The sequence below is a fragment of the Nesterenkonia marinintestina genome (assembly GCF_025420485.1).
Lineage (GTDB): Bacteria > Actinomycetota > Actinomycetes > Actinomycetales > Micrococcaceae > Nesterenkonia > Nesterenkonia marinintestina.
Window position 1 is genome coordinate 60,004 of the sequence record NZ_JAOEFD010000003.1, and the last position, 18,224, is coordinate 78,227.

The 18,224-nt window shown below is 69.0% G+C and carries 12 protein-coding genes; 6 read left to right on the forward strand and 6 right to left on the reverse strand.

Annotated elements, in window-relative coordinates; all coding sequences use genetic code 11:
- Positions 1 to 17: 17 nt before the first annotated feature.
- Positions 18 to 1,049, forward strand: coding sequence for an alcohol dehydrogenase AdhP (adhP, locus tag N7E59_RS03690; RefSeq protein ID WP_261623565.1), 1,032 nt, complete (start codon positions 18 to 20; stop codon positions 1,047 to 1,049).
- Positions 1,049 to 2,866, forward strand: a complete 1,818-nt coding sequence (locus N7E59_RS03695; RefSeq protein WP_261623566.1) for a flavin-containing monooxygenase — start codon at positions 1,049 to 1,051, stop codon at positions 2,864 to 2,866. Before adhP ends, N7E59_RS03695 begins: the two co-directional genes overlap by 1 nt.
- Positions 2,867 to 2,919: 53 nt before the next feature.
- On the opposite strand, the gene N7E59_RS03700 is transcribed toward N7E59_RS03695, so the two are convergent.
- Both N7E59_RS03700 and N7E59_RS03705 read right to left on the reverse strand, forming a co-directional pair.
- Positions 2,920 to 3,921, reverse strand: coding sequence for a heme o synthase (locus tag N7E59_RS03700; RefSeq protein WP_390904998.1), 1,002 nt, complete (start codon positions 3,919 to 3,921; stop codon positions 2,920 to 2,922).
- Positions 3,922 to 4,053: 132 nt separating this feature from the next.
- Positions 4,054 to 6,138 carry a DNA gyrase/topoisomerase IV subunit B gene (locus tag N7E59_RS03705; RefSeq protein ID WP_261623567.1) on the reverse strand — a complete coding sequence of 695 codons (2,085 nt, stop codon included), beginning with the start codon at positions 6,136 to 6,138 and terminating at the stop codon, positions 4,054 to 4,056.
- Between the two features lie 259 nt (positions 6,139 to 6,397).
- Between N7E59_RS03705 and N7E59_RS03710 the strand changes: the two genes are divergently transcribed.
- The gene (locus tag N7E59_RS03710) at positions 6,398 to 6,616 is read left to right on the forward strand and encodes a DUF7455 domain-containing protein (RefSeq protein WP_261623568.1); all 219 of its coding nucleotides are present in this window, start codon (positions 6,398 to 6,400) and stop codon (positions 6,614 to 6,616) included.
- A 90-nt stretch (positions 6,617 to 6,706) separates the two neighbouring features.
- Here N7E59_RS03710 and N7E59_RS03715 read toward each other — a convergent pair whose 3' ends face one another.
- From N7E59_RS03715 to N7E59_RS03725, 3 genes are all read right to left on the reverse strand, one after another.
- Positions 6,707 to 8,359, reverse strand: a complete 1,653-nt coding sequence (locus N7E59_RS03715) for an RNA polymerase sigma factor (protein WP_261623569.1) — start codon at positions 8,357 to 8,359, stop codon at positions 6,707 to 6,709.
- 273 nt (positions 8,360 to 8,632) lie between these two features.
- Complete coding sequence (locus N7E59_RS03720) at positions 8,633 to 9,859, reverse strand: DUF4192 domain-containing protein (RefSeq protein WP_261623570.1); 1,227 nt, start codon at positions 9,857 to 9,859, stop codon at positions 8,633 to 8,635.
- Between the two features lie 126 nt (positions 9,860 to 9,985).
- Positions 9,986 to 10,996: a PAC2 family protein gene (locus tag N7E59_RS03725; protein ID WP_261623571.1), complete on the reverse strand. Its 1,011-nt coding sequence runs from the start codon at positions 10,994 to 10,996 to the stop codon at positions 9,986 to 9,988.
- 251 nt (positions 10,997 to 11,247) lie between these two features.
- Here N7E59_RS03725 and N7E59_RS03730 point away from each other — a divergent pair, with 251 nt between their 5' ends.
- From N7E59_RS03730 to sucB, 3 genes are all read left to right on the forward strand, one after another.
- Positions 11,248 to 12,834 carry a leucyl aminopeptidase gene (locus N7E59_RS03730; protein WP_261623572.1) on the forward strand — a complete coding sequence of 529 codons (1,587 nt, stop codon included), beginning with the start codon at positions 11,248 to 11,250 and terminating at the stop codon, positions 12,832 to 12,834.
- 276 nt (positions 12,835 to 13,110) lie between these two features.
- Complete coding sequence (gene lpdA, locus N7E59_RS03735; protein WP_261623573.1) at positions 13,111 to 14,490, forward strand: dihydrolipoyl dehydrogenase; 1,380 nt, start codon at positions 13,111 to 13,113, stop codon at positions 14,488 to 14,490.
- Positions 14,491 to 14,570: 80 nt separating this feature from the next.
- Positions 14,571 to 16,463 carry a 2-oxoglutarate dehydrogenase, E2 component, dihydrolipoamide succinyltransferase gene (gene sucB / locus N7E59_RS03740; RefSeq protein ID WP_261623574.1) on the forward strand — a complete coding sequence of 631 codons (1,893 nt, stop codon included), beginning with the start codon at positions 14,571 to 14,573 and terminating at the stop codon, positions 16,461 to 16,463.
- 72 nt (positions 16,464 to 16,535) lie between these two features.
- Here the strand turns inward: sucB and N7E59_RS03745 are convergent, their stop codons facing one another.
- Entirely contained in the window at positions 16,536 to 18,200 is a 1,665-nt protein-coding gene (locus N7E59_RS03745; RefSeq protein ID WP_261623575.1) for a serine/threonine-protein kinase, read from the reverse strand.
- Between the last annotated feature and the right edge of the window lie 24 nt (positions 18,201 to 18,224).

The following is an 18,224-nucleotide window of genomic DNA, read 5'->3' on the forward strand; positions in this document are numbered from 1 at the left end:
GGACTGAGGAGATTCCCATGAAGAGCATGAGAGCAGCGGTCGTCGAGAGCTTCGGCGCAGACCTCAACGTGACCGACCGCCGGGTCCCGACGCCGGAACGGGGCCAGGCCCTGGTGAAGCTGATCGCCTCCGGCGTCTGCCATACCGACCTGCACGCCGCCCAGGGCGACTGGCCGGTGAGACCGACTCCGCCGTTCGTCCCCGGTCACGAGGGGGTGGGCATCGTCGAAGAGATCGGCGAGGGGGTCGAGGACCTCGAGGTCGGCGACATGGTCGGCAACGCCTGGCTGTGGTCGGCCTGCGGGACCTGCCAGCACTGCCGCACTGGGTGGGAGACGCTGTGCGAATCTCAGGTCAACGGGGGCTACAGCACCGACGGGTCCTTCGGCGAGTACATGATCGTCGACGCCGCCTACGCACCCCGCATCCCGGAGGGCTCGGACCCCCACGAGATCGCGCCGGTGCTCTGCGCCGGGGTCACGGTCTACAAGGGACTGAAGATGACCGGCGTCCGCCCCGGCCAGTGGGTCGTGATCTCCGGGGTCGGAGGATTGGGGCACATCGCCGTGCAGTACGCCGTGGCGATGGGGATGCGGGTGATCGCTGTCGACGTCGCCGACGACAAGCTGGCGCTGGCCGAACGGCACGGTGCCGAACTGACCTACAACGCCATGGGACGCGATCCGGCCCAGGAGATCCAGGAGGCCGTCGGCGGCACCCACGGCGTGCTGGTCACCGCGGTGCATCCCTCGGCGTTCGGCCAGGCCATCGGCATGACCCGACGCGGCGGCACCATCGTCTTCAACGGCCTGCCCCCGGGCGACTTCCCCGCGCCGATCTTCGAGATCGTGCTCAAGGGGCTGACCATCCGCGGGTCGATCGTCGGCACCCGTCAGGACATGGTCGAGGCGCTCGACTTCTACGCCCGCGGCACGATCCGCCCGACCTTCACCCGTCGTCGGCTCGACGACGTCAACGCGGTCCTCGACGAGATGGAGCACGGAAAGATCGAGGGCCGTGTGGTGATCGACTACACGGAGGAGGCCTGATGACCATGACCGCCGAGGCCGGACACACCCATGAGCCGAGAGCCGTCGCTCAGCGTTGGCTCGACGGATTCGCCGCAGCATTGGACTCGAAGGCTGGGGACTCCGTGGCGGCCTGCTTCGAGCCGGACGGGTTCTGGCGCGACTTCGTCGCCTTCACGTGGAACCTCTACACGGCTGAGGGCCGCGGCGAGATCGCCCGGCTCGTCGAGTCCACGGCCGAACCGACCGCGGCGACCGACTGGCACCTGGCCGAGGAGCCGACCGTCGAGGACGACGGCGTCGTCCTGGCGTGGCTGTCCTTCCGCACCGGGGCGGGAGTCGGTCAGGCTGTGGTCCGCCTGCGCGGCGGTCATGCCTGGACCCTTCTGACCATGCTCAATGAGCTGACGGGGCATGAGGAGCCCGTCGGACGTCGTCGCCCTCGGGGCGTCACCCACAGGATCACCGGAGACCGCGCCACGTGGCTGGAGGAGCGGACGGCCCGGGAGGCCGCGCTCGGCCGCACCGAGCAGCCGTACGTCCTCATCGTCGGGGGCGGCCAGGGCGGCATCGGTCTCGCGTCACGCCTGCACCACCTGCAGGTGCCCACGCTCGTCGTCGACCGGTACGACGCGCCCGGAGACGCCTGGCGGAACCGATACAGGTCTCTGCACCTGCACGACCCCGTCTGGTACGACCATCTGCCCTATCTGAAGTTCCCCGACACCTGGCCGATCTTCCCGTCGAAGGACAAGGTCGCAGACTGGCTGAACCACTACGTCGACATCATGGAGATCCCCTACTGGTCGAAGACCGAGTGCGTGGGGGCGTCCTGGGACTCCGCGCATGGTCGCTGGGAGGTCCGAACGGTCAGGGACGGCACGACGGTCACACTGCATCCGCAGCATCTGGTGTTCGCCCTCGGCGTGTCCGGATATCCGCAGACGCCGGAGCTCCCCGGACAGGACGTCTTCTCGGGCGAGCAGCACCACTCCTCGGATCACCGAGGCGCCGAGGGGTACCGCGGCCGGCGGGCCGTGGTCATCGGTTCGAACAACTCTGCCCACGACATCTGTGCGGCCCTCTGGGAGGACGGGGCTGAGGTGACGATGGTCCAGCGCTCGTCCACCCATATCTCGCGCAGCGAGTCCCTCATGGACCTGGTGCTGGGCCCGCTCTATTCGGAGGACGCCGTGGAGGCCGGCGTGGACACCGACCGGGCGGATCGGCTCTTCGCCTCCTGGCCGTACCGCCTGCTCCCCGAGGTCCAGCGGCCCGCGTTCGACGCCATGCGCGAACGGGACTCGGAGTTCTACCGCGCCCTGGAGGACGCGGGCTTCCGACTGGACTTCGGGGAGGACGGCTCGGGGCTGTTCATGAAGTATCTGCGCCGCGGCTCGGGGTACTACATCGACGTCGGGGCCTCACAGCTGGTCATCGACGGCGAGATTGCGTTGGCGTCCGGCCAGGTCGACCACCTCACCGAGGATGCCGTCGTCCTGGAGGACGGCACCCGACTGCCGGCCGACCTCGTCGTGTATGCGACCGGCTACGGTTCGATGAACCAGTGGCTCGCAGACATCGTCTCCCCCGAGGTCGCCGACGCCGTGGGCAGGTGCTGGGGATACGGATCCGACACCACGCGTGACCCCGGCCCCTGGGAGGGTGAGCTGCGTAACATGTGGAAGCCCACCAACGTGGAGACCCTCTGGATCCACGGCGGCAACCTGCACCAGTCCCGGCACTACTCGAAATATCTGGCGCTGCAGCTCAAAGCGCGCTATGAGGGGCTCGACACTCCGGTGTACGCGCTGCAGCAGTCACACCACACCTCGTAGTCGGCGGGCCGCCCACGGGCCGGATCCCCGCCGCAGCCCCATCGACCCGTTCGTCAGCCCATGAGGGGTGAGCCGACGAACGGGTCGATGGCCAGCCCGACGAAGAGCAGGGTGAGGTACATGATGGACAGGTGGAAGACCCTCATGGCCTTCTTGTCGGTCAGCGTGCCGTCCTGCGCCTGTCGGTGCAGCACGTGGGACTCATAGACGAACCACACTCCGGCCACCGCGGCGAAGGCGGTGTAGGTGATGCCCGCCCATCCCATGGGGATCAGCAGCAGCGAGCACACCACGGTGGCCCAGGCGTACAGGACGACCTGGACCGAGACCGTCTGAGCGGTGGCCACCGCCCCCAGCATCGGCACGGAGGCCGTCTGGTAGTCGGTGCGGTACTTCATCGACAGCGGCCAGTAGTGCGGCGGGGTCCACAGGAAGATGATGAAGAAGAGGACCACCGCGGGCCATTCGACGGTCTCACGCACCGCCGCCCACGCGATGAGCACGGGGAAGCAGCCGGCGAGCCCGCCCCAGATGATGTTCTGCTCGGTCCGACGCTTCAGCACCATCGTGTACACCACGACGTAGAAGAACATCGCCGCGGCCCCGAGGGCGGAGGCCAGCGGGTTCGCACCCAGCCACAGGATCACCAGCGCGGCGACCCCGAGCAGCGAGGCGAAGACCAGCGCCTGCCGGGGAGTGACCTCTCCGGTCACCAGCGGCCGCCGCTTGGTCCGGTTCATCAGTCGGTCCATGTCCCGATCGATGTAGCAGTTGAACGCCCCTGCTGAGCCCGCGGCGAAGGCACCGCCGACCATCGTCGCCAGCACCAGCCAGAAGTCCGGGAAGCCGCGCTGGGCGAACATCATCGTCGGCAGCGTGGTGACCAGCAGCAGCTCCACGACGCGCGGCTTGGTCAGCGCGAACAGCGCCGAAGCCTTCTGCCGCCACCGAGGGGCACGGTCGGCGTCGCTCACAGGATGGTCCGCGGCGTCGACGGCGGCCCGGGGCGCCGCATCTGCGGCCGCGCCGGTGGGGGCGGAGGGGTTCTCAGTCACGTCTGGGCTCGCTCAGAGGGGTCGAGGTGCAGGGCGATCATCGTCATTCTAGCGCCCCGATCGGACGACCGTCGGACCTCGACCGCTGCGGCTCCCATATTTCGACAGCAGGTAGAAGAGCCTCTGGGCGGCTCAGGCGTCGATGCGCTCCTTCGTCACCGCCTGGGACCCCTGGATGATGAAGTCCTTCCGCGGGGCCACCACCGAACCCATCAGCAGGTCGAAGATCCGCTCGGCGTCCTCGGCGTCCTGCACGCGGATCCGACGCAGGGACCGGCGCGCCGGATCCATGGTCGTCTCCGACAGCTGATCGGCGTCCATCTCACCGAGGCCCTTGTACCGCTGGATCGGCTCCTTGTGACGCAGGCCCTCCCGATCCAGCTCGGCCAGCAGCTGATGCAGCTCGGCCTCGGAGTAGGTGTAGCGCACCTCGTTGGCACGTCGGCCGGGGTGTACGACCTCCACCCTGTGCAGCGGGGGGACGGCGGCGAAGACCCGTCCCTGCTCGATCATCGGACGCATGTACCGGAAGAACAGCGTCAGCAGCAGCGTCCGGATGTGGGCACCGTCGACGTCGGCATCGGTCATCAGCACGACTCTGCCGTAGCGGGCGGCGTCGATGTCGAAGGATCGACCGGATCCCGCGCCGATGACCTGCAGCAGCGCGGCGCACTCGGTGTTGGAGAGCATGTCGGAGACCGAGGCCTTCTGCACGTTGAGGATCTTGCCTCGGATGGGCAGCAGCGCCTGGTAGTCGGAGGAGCGGGCCAGCTTCGCCGTGCCGAGGGCGGAGTCGCCCTCGACGATGAAGAGCTCCGAGGACTCGACGTCCTTGGACCGGCACTCGACCAGCTTCGACGGCATCGACGAGGACTCCAGCGCGTTCTTCCGGCGCTGTGTCTCCTTGTGCATCCGCGCCGAGATGCGCGACTTCATCTCGGAGACGACCTTCTCCAGCACGGCGGAGGCCTGCTGCTTCTCGCCCCGCCTGGTGGAGGTGAGACGCTCGGAGACCTGCTTCTCGACGATCCTCGAGACGATCTGACGAGCGGCGGGGGTGCCCAGGATCTCCTTGGTCTGGCCTTCGAACTGCGGCTCGGCCACGCGCACTGTGACCACGGCAGTGAGCCCGGCGAGGACGTCGTCCTTCTCCAGCTTGTCGTTGCCCGCCTTCAGGCGTCTCGCGTTGGCCTCCACAGCACGACGGAAGGACTTCAGCAGGGCCTGTTCGAAGCCGGCGAGGTGTGTGCCGCCCTTTGGGGTCGCGATGATGTTCACGAAGCTGCGCACGGTGGGGTCGTATCCGGTGCCCCAGCGCAGGGCGACGTCGACCTCGCAGTCTCGGTCGACGTCCTGCATGTGGCTGCGACCGTCGTCTCCCAGGACGGGAACCCGCTCGGTGAAGGTCTCATGGCCCTGGATGCGCCAGATGTCGGTGACGGCCGGATCGGGGCTGAGGAAGTCGGTGAACTCTCCGATGCCGCCGTCGTACTGGAAGACCTCCTCGGACGGCCCGTCGGCCCCCCGCTCATCGCGCACCGTGATGCGTAGGCCCGGCACCAGGAAGGCGGTCTGTCGAGCACGCGCCGTCAGCTCCGCGTCGTCGAAGCGCGCGTCGGAGGTGAAGATGTGCCGGTCGGCCCAGTAGCGGATCGAGGTCCCGGTGACCCCCCGTTTGGCCCGACCGACGACTTCGAGCGGAGAGCCCTCCTGGGCGGGGGTGAAGTCCGCTTCGGGATCCGGCCGCGCACCGGCGAACGTGCCGGGCTCCCCGCGGCGGAAGGACATCTGGTGGACCTTGCCGGATCGGGTGACCTTCGCGTCGAGCCGGGACGACAGCGCGTTGACCACCGATGCCCCGACGCCGTGCAGCCCTCCCGACGCGGTGTAGGAGCCGCCGCCGAACTTGCCCCCGGCGTGCAGCTTGGTGAAGACGACTTCGAGGCCCGAGAGTCCGGTGCGCGGCTCGACGTCGACGGGGATGCCGCGCCCGTCGTCGGAGACCTCCACGGAGTCGTCCGCGTGCAGGACCACCGAGATCGTGGAGGCGAAGCCGGCCAGGGCCTCGTCGACGGAGTTGTCGATGATCTCCCAGAGGCAGTGCATGAGCCCGCGTGAGTCGGTGGAGCCGATGTACATGCCGGGGCGCTTGCGCACGGCCTCCAGGCCCTCGAGCACGGAGAGGTGCCGCGCGTCGTACTCGGATCGTCGGGACACGGGGCTCCTTCGGGTGGTGCGTCGATTCGGGTGCGGAGCTCCGTCTCGGGGCGGGATCCCGACGCTCCGCACGACTGTCACCACAGTAGCCCGGATCCCCCGGCCGCCCCGGGAGGAGCGCCGCCACGGTACGCGGTGAGCGAAAGGAGGGGCGAATCGCCGCGTATGCGCGAATGGAACAGGACCGATCGTGGTTGTATGGTGCACACGATCTAAGGACGACCGTTGTGCGAGCGATCGATGCGAGGAGGCGATTGCCATGTCCAGCACCACTGGAACGCTCGAGCCGGGGACGGCCGAGCTCACCGCCGAGCACCGCTGCGACCGGTGCGGCGCCCAGGCCTATGTGCGGGCCGCGCTGTCCTCCGGAGCAGGCGTGCTGCACTTCTGCAACCACCACGCACGACAGGTGGAGGAGACCCTTCGGCCCCAGACCTCGGAGTGGCGTGACGAGTCAGCCCGCCTGAGCGGCGCCTGACGCACGTCGTCCGTCAGACATGAGGAGGGCCCCGGAGCATCGCGCTCCGGGGCCCTCCTCATGTCTGTCCGACGGTGGACCTGGTGAGGATCAGTCGAGGTAGTCCCGCAGCACCTGCGACCGGCTGGGGTGCCGCAGCTTCGACATGGTCTTGGACTCTATCTGACGGATCCGTTCGCGGGTGACCCCGTAGACCTTCCCGATCTCGTCCAGGGTCTTCGGCTGACCGTCGGTCAGGCCGAACCGCATCGCCACCACACCGGCCTCCCGCTCCGCCAGGGTGTCGAGCACCGAGTGCAGCTGCTCCTGGAGAAGGGTGAAGCTGACGGCGTCCGAGGGCACGACAGCTTCTGAGTCTTCGATGAGGTCGCCGAACTCCGAGTCGCCGTCCTCGCCGAGCGGAGTGTGCAGCGAGATGGGCTCACGGCCGTACTTCTGCACCTCCACGACCTTCTCGGGCGTCATGTCGAGCTCATGTGCCAGCTCCTCCGGGGTGGGTTCGCGGCCCAGATCCTGGAGCATCTGTCGCTGCACGCGGGCCAGCTTGTTGATGACCTCGACCATGTGGACGGGAATTCGGATGGTGCGGGCCTGGTCCGCCATGGCGCGGGTGATGGCCTGACGGATCCACCACGTGGCGTACGTGGAGAACTTGAACCCCTTGGTGTAGTCGAACTTCTCGACCGCACGGATGAGACCCAGGTTGCCCTCCTGGATGAGGTCCAGGAACAGCATCCCGCGTCCGGTGTACCGCTTGGCCAGCGAGACGACGAGGCGCAGGTTGGCCTCGAGGAGGTGGTTCTTGGCCCGACGTCCGTCGGCGACGATGAGCTCCATGTCACGACGCAGGCGCTTGTCCGTGACGTCGCCCCTGTTCATCCGGTGTTCGGCGAAGAGTCCGGCCTCGATGCGCAGGGCAAGGTCGACCTCCTGCTCGGCGTTGAGGAGTGCGACCTTGCCGATCTGCTTGAGATAGTCCTTCACCGGGTCAGCGGTGGCTCCGGCCGAGACCACCTGCACGGCGGGGGCGTCATCGTCGTCGGCGTTGGAGATGATGAAGCCGCGTCCGCGGCTCTCCTCCTCCTCGGCCTCCTCCCCCTTGACCGCCTTCTTGGCGTTCTCGACGATGGCCTCGGCGTTGTCACCCTCACCGGCGACTGCTGCGACCTTCTTGGCGACCTCATCCTCGTCGCCGTCCTCCAGAGCCTTGGCGACGGCCTGCTCGAGGACCTCGGTCGGAGCGGCCTGCTCGGCCTGCTCCTCCTTCTCGGCCTCGGCCAGCACCTCGTCGACGGGATCAGCGGCCCTGCGGCGGCCGCCCGTCGACTTCGGCGCAGAGGTCTCAGCCTCCGGTGCCGCCTCGGAGTCGCCCGCCTTCGCCGAAGCAGCCTTGGAGCGGCTCGCCCCTGCGGTCGACGACTTCGTGCCGGAGGACTTGGTGCCTCCGGTCTTGGTAGCCGTCGACTTGGTGCCCGAAGACTTGGTGCCCGAAGACTTGGTGCCCGAAGACTTGGTGCCCGAAGACTTGGTGCCGGCGGACTTGGAACCTGCGGCCTTCGTGGCCGTCGACTTCGCACCTGACGACTTCGCACCTGACGACTTCGCCGCGGTCGACTTCTTCGTGCCCGTCGATCCGGACCCGGCGGTGCTCCTACGGCGAGCAGTGCTCTTCGCCCCGGAGGACTTCCCGGCCTCCTCGGGAGTCTCGTCCTCGGTGCGCGATGTGGATGTGGTGGGGGACACAGTGACCTTCCGACGTCGGCGTACGCTCGGGGATGTCGACTCATCGTCAACACACCTATGACCCTGTCAAGGCCTCGATCTCGCCCAGCGCACCGCAGAACCCGGATGCCGGGTCCTCTGGCGGCGACGCTGAAGCGGGGATGAAGCTGCAGGGTCTCATCGGGGCTCAACGCCTCCCTCCGTGGTTTCATTCCCACTGGGCCGGGAAGATCCTGCCGACAGTACGAAGAGCCTGACGAAGAGCCTCGGAGACGGCCGCTCGACCGACGATCCTCACCTGTCCCGTCTGTGATGGTGGGCCCAGCTGTGCTCCCGGACCCGTGCCCACGGGCAGACCATCCCCAGTGCCGCGGCGCTGCCGAGCAGCCCGCTGAGCTGATGTCCGGGAGCGACGGCCTCCGCGCGCGCCACCAGCTCTCCGCAGACTGCGCCGCGGCCCTTCGACCACTCGATCCAGGCCAGCAGCGCGAGGATCTCGGATGCACCCCGCCCGTCGGCCACGGCGTGCAGGATAGTCAGCACTCTGCTGAGGCGTTCGATCCGGTCCCACGCCGGAGCACGGCCCGTGGCTCCCAGGAGGACCCGGGCAGGGGGCTCATGGGTCGCCGACGACTCATCGCACAGCTGCGCCGTCGCGCGGTCGGCCGCGGCGAGCACCAGCACCGCATCCCGGAGCCCGGGATCCTCCAGCGATCCGATCAGCACCGGCACCACGTCGGCGTTGTCACGGACCCACGCGTCGGCCCCGGCCGGTTCCTGCGCCTCCGCGGAGCCGTCGACTGCGACGTCCCACAGAGCGAGCACGTCGTCGAGGCGCTCCTCGGCCGGCTCCTGCGGATCGGTCCGGAGTGCATGCAGGTCGCGGCGGATCGTTGCGGTGAGCTCGGGATCGATCGGCGTCGGCTCGCGGAGCATCGTGTCGACGAGGTCGGCGGGGTCTTCGGCCACCTGGCTGCCTCTGTAGACCATGTGGGCGTCCACCAGGCTGCCCACCGCACTCTCGACGGGCGTCCCCGGATACGGGCAGCAGACCTCGTCGAGGCAGTCGAAGTCACGGACGTATCCCCCGCCGACGTGCCAGACCTGCACGAGATCGATGCCGAGCCCCTCCCCGAACCACCGCTCCAGCGACCGGTGCAGCGCAGCCCCGGGCCGCAGCTGGGGGTCGCCCTGCGACGGCGGCGCGGGCGCCTCGCCCATGTACAGCAGCGCCACCAGCCCCGACGGCATGGAGGGAAGTCCGGCGCCCGCCAGACTCTCCGCCGCCGTCTTCGCCAACGCATCAGGGTCGTCCGCCGCAGGGGCCAGATCCAGCCGGAGGTGGGCTCCGGTCCGTCCGCCGTGGAGGGCGATCAGGACGAGCGAGTCCCGCGGCGTGTAGCCGAAGGTGTGCCGGACCATGGCCAGGACGTCGCCGGGGTCACGGATACGGACGACGACCTCGTCGTCGGGGGGCGAGGGCAGTTCGGACAGGTGGGGGTCGCATGCATCGGTGCTCATGCCGACCACCGTGGCCGCCCCGCTCCCCGGCTCTCCACCACAGGGCAGTCTTCTGGGGAGAACGCTTCAGGCGGGCCGGGGCGCAGGACCTCCTGTGGAGGAGTCCCGACGGGTGCGACGACCCGCTCAGCGGTCTGCGGAGTCCGAGGGATCGTCGTCGGCGGGCGGGTGGCCCCCGTCCTCGACCTCGTCGGCCGGTCTCGACCTCAGGAACTCCTCGACGGCCGCGCCCAGCTCCTCGGCGTCGGGGACCGCGTCGTCGTCCTTGACCAGCAGTGACCGCTGGGCCGCGGGCGCATGGGCGTCGAAGTTGCGCTCCAGGCGCTCGACGAGTCCCTGGACCTCGGTGTTCTCAGCCGTCTGGGAGGCGATGTCCTGCTCGACCTGTCGGGCGGCCTCCCTGAGCTCGTCGGTCGGAAGCATGAGCTCCATGGCCGCACCCGCATACTCCAATGCCGACACCGCCACCTGCGGATAGCGTCCGGATGCGAGGTAGTGCGGCACGTGCAGGGAGTAGCCGACGACATCGTGTCCGCCGTCCTGCAGCCTGAGTTCGAGCACCTGGTGGATCCCCGCCTCCAGCTGGGCCGACGGCGACCAGGTGGAGATGCCTTCGATCAGGTCCTGTCGCGACCCGTGCGCGGTCACGCCGAGCGGCCGGGTGTGCGGCACAGGGAGACCGAGGGAGTCGACGATGACCGTGAGGCCGACGTCCAGCCGCTCGACGGTGTCGATCACCGCGTCGGTGACCTGCTGCCAGCGGAAGTCCGGCTCGTCGCCGGTCAGGAGCAGGAACGGTCTGCCCATCGCGTCGTGGAGCTCATAGAGGCCGAGATCCGGCCCCTCGTACTCCTGGAAGCGTCCCTCGCTGAAGGTCAGACGTGGACGGCGTGACCGGAAGTCGAAGATCTCGTCGGTGCGGAAGCCGGCGAGCCGTCGGTGCGGCAGACCGTCGAGCAGCGTCTCGGCGAGCTGACGGCTCAGGGCGCCGGCGTCGGTGTGGCCGGTCAGCGACACCAACAGGGTGGGAGCCTCACCGTCACCTCGGTCCGATCCGACCGTGCCGGAGAGCACGTGCTCGAGGGCGCCGGCACCGTCCTCGGGCTCGAGGTCGACCCGGAACTGCGGATCCTTCACGTGGCCCTCCCCTCCGCCGTCGTCGTGCGGCGATCCGAATTCTGTGCGCTGCTCGCCAGGACCTGTCCTGCCGATGGTGCTCCTGGGTGCAACAGTCGTCGTCCATCGGCCATTCCCGGCACCGGCGGGTGCTTCGATAGGATCCCTGGAGGCACATGCGCCTCGGAAGCCCCCGATGGATCGATGCGGGTGCCGTGAGCCGAATCAGACGATATGAGCAGTCTCCCGGAGGAGACTCGGACGGGATAGATGTGATCAACGACTTCCAGCCCCACCTGACCACCGGTTCGACGGCGGTCGACAAGATCGAGGCCGACGCTCTGGTCCTGGGCGTCGCCAAGGGTCCCGACGGGCCCGTGCTGCTGCCCAACCCGCTCGCCGACAAGGCGGCACGCAGCGTCGCCGATTCGCTCACGTCGCTCGGGGTCACCGGTGCCGCCGACCAGCTGAACCGCCTGCCGGGCGTGGACGGCTTCCGCACCGGCACCCTGGTCCTCATCGGCGTGGGACCGCTGACCGGTGAGCCCTCCGGCGGCGTCTCCCCCGAGGCCCTGCGTCGGGCCGCAGGCTCGGCCGTGCGCCAGCTCGGCACCGCGGACTCGGTCGCCCTCGCACTGCCGGCGGGCACCGTGGAGCAGGTCTCCGCCGTCGCCGAGGGCGCCGCCCTGGGCGCCTACTCCTTCACCGCATACCGCGGCTCGAAGGAGGAGCGCAGCAAGACGCCGGTCGAAGCCATCACCGTCCTCACCGATCTCAGGGAACGACACACGAAGCAGGCCCTGCGCCGTGCCGCCGCCGTCGGCTCTGCGGTCCGCGCGGCCCGAGACCTGGTGAACACGCCCCCCAACGACCTCTACCCCGAGTCCTTCGCCCAGATCGCCTCCGACCTCGCCGGACGGGTCCGGGCGCCCGGCGCGACCGGATCGGAGAAGGCACCGAAGCTCACCGTGAAGGTCTGGGACGACAAGGCGCTGGAGAAGCAGGGCTTCGGCGGACTCATGGGCGTCGGCAAGGGCTCCTCGCGGAAGCCCCGCCTGGTCCGCATCGAGCACGCACCCTCCAAGCCGGCCGCCCACGTGGCGCTGGTCGGCAAGGGCATCACGTTCGACTCGGGCGGCCTGTCGCTGAAGCCGGCGAACGCCATGGACACGATGAAGCTGGACATGGGCGGCGCGGCCACCGTCCTGGCCGCCGTCCGCGCGGCCGCCGACCTCGACCTCCCTGTCCGGGTCACCGGTTGGCTCTGCCTGGCGGAGAACCTTCCCTCCTCCACGGCTCAGCGGCCCGAGGACGTGATCCGCATCTACGGCGGCAAGACCGTCGAGGTGCTCAACACCGACGCCGAGGGGCGGCTCGTCATGGCCGACGGTCTGGTGATCGCCTCGGAGGAGCACCCGGATGCGGTGATCGACGTCGCGACCCTGACCGGGGCGCAGATGATCGCCCTGGGCGCGCGCACCGTGGGACTGATGGGCCAGGAGGAGCTGCGCGATCAGCTCGTCGACGCCGCCGACGCGGCCGGGGAGAGCCTGTGGCCGATGCCGATCCCTGAGGAGGCGCGCGCAGGCTTCGAGTCACAGGTCGCCGACCTCACCAACACCGGGGACCGCTTCGGCGGCATGATGGGCGCTGCGGCGTTCCTCCGCGAGTTCGTCGGTGAGCGTTCCGACGCCGACGCCGACGCGCTGGACAGGGAGGCCCAGCGCATCCCGTGGGCCCACCTGGACATCGCCGGGCCGGCGTTCAACGAGAAGGGCGCGTACGGATACACCCCGAAGAGCGGCACCGGTGTGATGGTGCGGACGCTGATCACGTATCTGGAGAGCCTCGGCCGCTGAGTCGACGACGTCGCTGCGGTCGCACGCGGGGCGGACGGCGGGGCGGACGCGCGCTCCGCCGTCCGCCCCGCAGCGCCTCTCACCCTCGGCTGTGCCCCTGAAGAGGATCGAGCTGGGAGCGGGACCTCCGAGACGCTAGGCTGGGCACTGCGTAGACTGGCTCCGTCCGCCGACGGCGGATCCCCGCACCCGGGCTCTCGGACCCGTCGGACCGAGTCGACGGATCCCACCGGATGCGCACAACGAAGCATCACCACCACCGAGGGAGCAAGCACCGTGGCCGACCAGCCTCAGGCACAGGAATTCGACGTACTCGTCCTCGGAGGGGGCAGCGCCGGCTATGCGGCCGCACTGCGGGCCGTGCAGCACGGCTTCAGTGTGGGTCTGATCGAGCGGAGCAAGCTCGGAGGGACCTGCCTGCACACCGGCTGCATCCCCACTAAGGCCTATCTGCACGCCGCCGAGCTGGCGGACGAGGCCCGATCCTCGGAGAAGGTCGGTGTGAAGACCACGTTCGAGGGCGTGGACATGGCCAAGGTCCGTGAGTACAAGGACGGCATCGTCGCCGGGAAGCACAAGGGCCTGACCGGTCTGCTGAAGATGCGCAAGATCACCGTGATCGAGGGTGATGGGAAGCTCGTCTCGGAGGACGGGATCGAGGTCGACGGCACGACCTACACGGGCAAGCACATCGTGCTGGCCACCGGCTCGACCTCGAAGACCATGGGGCTGCCGCTGAGCGACCGCATCATCACCTCGACCGAAGCACTGCAGCTCGACCACACCCCGAAGTCGGCCATCGTGCTGGGCGGCGGCGTGATCGGCTGCGAGTTCGCCTCGGCATGGACCTCCTACGGCACTGAGGTCACCATCATCGAAGGGCTGCCCTCGCTGGTGCCCAACGAGGACCCCGTCATCGTGAAGAACCTGGAGCGTTCGTTCAAGAAGCGCGGCATCAGGTCCAGCACGGGGACCTTCTTCAAGGATGTGGAGGAGACCTCCGACGGGGTGAAGGTCACCCTGGAGGACGGCAAGGAGTTCGAGGCGGAGATCTGCCTCATCGCCGTCGGACGCGGTCCGGTCACCGAGGGCCTCGGCTTCGAGGACCAGGGCATCGAGGTCGACCGTGGCTTCGTGATGACCGACGAGCGGCTGCACACCGGCGTCGGCAGCATCTACGCGGTCGGTGACATCGTTCCCGGCCTGCAGCTGGCGCACCGCGGGTATGAGCACGGGATATTCGTGGCAGAGGAGATCGCCGGCAACTCGCCCATGATCGTCGAGGACATCAACATTCCGAAGGTCACCTACTGCGACCCTGAGATCATCTCCATCGGCTACACGCAGCCGAAGGCCGAGGAGGAGTTCGGCAAGGACGAGGTGGAGGTGACCGAGTACAACCTGGCCGGCAACGGCAAGTCCTCCATCCTGGGCACCGGCGGCATCATCAAGATGATCGCGGTCAAGGGAGGACCGATCGTCGGCGTGCACGGAATCGGATCCCGCATCAGCGAGCAGATCGGTGAGGCGCAGCTCATCGTCAATTGGGAGGCCTACCCGCAGGACGTCGCAACTCTGGTCCACGCCCACCCGACCCAGAACGAAGCGATGGGTGAAGCAGCGATGGCGCTCTTCGGCCATCCGCTCCACGGCTGATCGTCGGTCGTATCCCGCACATCAACCTCCGCGTGCTCGCCCCGGTACGCACCCGCACTTGAGAGTAGGAGTCGGACATCATGTCTGAGACAGTCAACCTTCCGGCCCTCGGTGAATCGGTCACCGAAGGAACCGTCACCCGCTGGCTCGTCGAGGTCGGCGACGAGGTCGAAGTCGACCAGCCCATCGTGGAGGTGTCCACCGACAAGGTCGACACCGAAGTCCCCTCCCCCGCCGCCGGCACCGTCGAGGAGCTGCTTGCAGACGAGGACGAGACCGTGGAGGTCGGCTCCCCGCTGATCCGCATCGGTGACGGCTCGGGCGGGTCCGAGGACTCGGACGACGACGAGTCCGCCGACGAAGGGGCCGAAGACGCAGACGAGCCTGCCGAGGACGCAGAGGAGTCGACCGAGGACTCGGACGACGAGGCCGCGGAGGACGACTCCCCGAGCGATGACGACGAGTCCGACGAGTCCGACGACTCGGATTCGTCCGACGGCGGCGGCGACGGCGAGGACGTCACACTTCCGGCCCTGGGCGAGTCTGTGACCGAAGGCACCGTCACCCGCTGGCTCGTCGAGGTGGGCGACGAGGTCGAGGTCGACCAGCCCATCCTCGAGGTCTCCACCGACAAGGTCGACACGGAGGTTCCGTCCCCGGTCGCCGGCACCGTTCAGGAGCTGCTCGTCGACGAGGACGAGACCGTAGAGGTCGGCGCCGTGCTGGCGCGCGTCGGCTCCGGAGGCGGGTCGTCGTCCGGAGGCGGCGCGAAGGAGACCCCGGAGGCCTCGGACCAGGAGGAGGCCGACTCCGACCACGACGAAGAGGTCAAGGACCAGGCCGAACAGCCGTCCGAGGCGGATGAGGACACCTCTGACGACGAGTCCGACGACGCGTCGGCCGAGAAGTCCGAGGAGACGTCGGAGGACGCGTCCGACCAGTCCTCCTCCGAGGGGTCGGAGGAGGAGAAGAAGTCGGAGTCGACCTCCGGGTCGAAGGCCGAGTCCGATTCGAAGACCGACTCCGGCGAGGGTTCCGCCTCGGCCGAGAGCTATGTGACTCCGCTGGTCCGGCAGCTCGCCAAGAAGGAGGGCGTGGACCTCTCCCAGCTCAGGGGGACGGGCGTCGGCGGCCGCATCCGGAAGCAGGACGTGCTCGAGGCGGCCGAGAAGTCCGGCGGTGCCCAGGAGGAGACCGCGTCGTCGGGCTCCGAATCCCGCCGGGCGCCGGAGGTCGAGGAGGACACGACCAGGCGCGGCACACAGGAGAAGGCGCCCCGCATCCGTCAGGTCATCGCCCAGCGGATGAAGGAGTCGCTCGACGTCTCGGCGCAGCTCACCCAGGTGCAGGAGGTCGACATGACCCGCATCGTGCAGCTGCGCGGACGTGCCAAGGAGTCCTTCCAGCAGCAGAACGGTGTCAAGCTGACCTACCTGCCGTTCATCGCCACGGCGGTGGCCGAAGCTCTGAAGCAGCACCCGAAGCTCAACGCCGAGTACGACGAGGACGCCCAGCAGATCACCTACCACGACCGCGAGCACCTCGCGATCGCCGTAGACACTGAGCGGGGGCTCCTGGTTCCCGTGATCCAGGACGCCGGCGGACTCAACCTCGGCGGTATGGCACAGAAGATCTCGGACGTCGCAGAGCGGACCCGCAGCAACAAGATCGGTCCGAACGAGCTCTCCGGCGGCACCTTCTCGATCACGAACATCGGTTCCGTCGGTGCGCTGTTCGACACTCCGATCATCAATCAGCCGCAGGTGGCGATCCTGGGCACCGGAGCCATCGTCAAGCGACCCATGGTCGTCACCGATGCCGAGGGCAACGACACCATCGGCATCAGGCACATGATGTACCTGTCGCTGACCTACGACCACCGGCTCGTCGACGGTGCGGACGCCGGCCGATTCCTCCAGACGCTCAAGGGTCGTCTGGAGGGTGCCGCCTACGAAGGGGATCTCGGCCTCTGACCGAGCACGACCCTCGGCTCGTCGGAACGGGGCGGGTGCACGGATGAGTTCCGTGCACCCGCCCCGTTCCCGTCAGGTCGTCTCTGAGATGCTCTCGAGCAGCCACCGGTCCTCCGCCCAGGCGAACTCGAGGCGCACGTGCTGGCTCTGTTCCGCTCCCCCGCCGAACTCCGTCGCCGTCACCACCACAGGGATCGCGAAGGCCCGGTCACCGTCGTTGAACTCCCTCGGAACGGCGTCACCGTCGACCACATCGATGGACATGACCGCTTCCGAGTCCGAGGGACCGGCCTCCTCCGCGGCCGAGAGCATGATCTCCTCGGCCTCTCGAGCTCCGGACCCGTCGAGGGTGTAGGCGTCGGGACCCACAGCGGCGGGATCCAGGAGCGCAGCGGCGCGGAGGTCCTCCAGCCCCTCCACGAGTGTGTCGGGGTCGTCCGAAGCCAGGGCCGCCCGCTCCTCACCCATCGCGTCGTCGTCGTCCTCGTCGGCCTCCTCTTCAGCGTCGTCGGCCTCGTCGTCAGCGCCGTCCTCGGCGTCCTGCGCCGTGCTGGGCGACTCGGAGCCGCTCCGATCGGGAGGCTCCGTCGACGGGAGGGCCACCCACCCGAGGAGTCCGATTCCGCACGTCAGGGTCACCGCACCCGCCGCCCATCGTGCCGGTCGACGTCCACGCGTCGGTCGGACCGGAGACCGAGAGGTCGGCAGCTCCGCGACGACCTCGTCGTCGACGTGCTGACTCAGATCGATCGTCTCCGGAGACGCGGCGACGAAGAGGCCGATCGCGAACTCCTGGGCGGTCGGTCGACGGCTCGGATCCTCCGAGACGGCGTCGTCGATCAGGTCGATCAGACGCTCGGCCAACTCTGGGCGGACGGCTCCCAGCGGTGTCCGCCGATGGTCGGGCCCGGGGTGCTCCCCGGTGAGTGTGAACCAGGCCACCGCCCCGAGGGAGTACACATCTGCGGCGCAGGCCAGCTCGGACCCTCCCTCTTTCCCGTCCGCCCGTCCGCGTTCCGGAGCACGGAAGCCCGTCGTCCCTGCGGTCGTCGCACGGGCGCCGAGCAGCTGTGCGTCACCGAGGTCGGCCAGGGCCGGTCGTCCGTCGGGGGCCAGCAGGATGTTGCCGGGCGAGACGTCCCCGTGCACCGCACCGCTGCGATGCAGGTGTCCGACGGCCTCCGCTACCGGGGAGAGCACCGTGGTCAGCTCCCCCGGACTCAGACTGCCCCGCACGGTGAGCAGCCGACCCAGCGAACCGCCGGCGAACTGTTCGAGGAGCAGAGCCGGGCCCTGCGACGTGGAGACCCAGCCGTGGGGCGTGACCAGGTGTTCATGACGCAGCGGGCGCATGGCCTCCAGCTCCGCACGGAGCCGATCCGGACGTGCGGCTCCGCCGGCGCAGACCTTCACCGCGACCCTGGCCGGCACCTCCGTCCCCCGACACCAGATCGGTCCGTCCTCCGAGTCGCGAGGCTCTGCCATGGGGTCCTGAGAGGTCGTCCCGGACGAAGCCCGGGACACGACGTCGGCCGACCAGACCGCGGAGGAGCCCCCGGTCCCGAGCAGACGGCCCATCCGCAGCCCCGGAGCGTAGGGAGGCTCCCCGCGACGCAGGGCCGACGACGCCCCGGGCAGGCCCCGGGAACCTCCGTCGGAGCGGTCCTCGAAGACCGAGTCTGCGGCGTCGGCGTCCTCTGAGATGTCGGCGGGATGGGCGGTGTCGTCGGTGTCCATGCCCCCACTGTGCCCGAGCGCGGT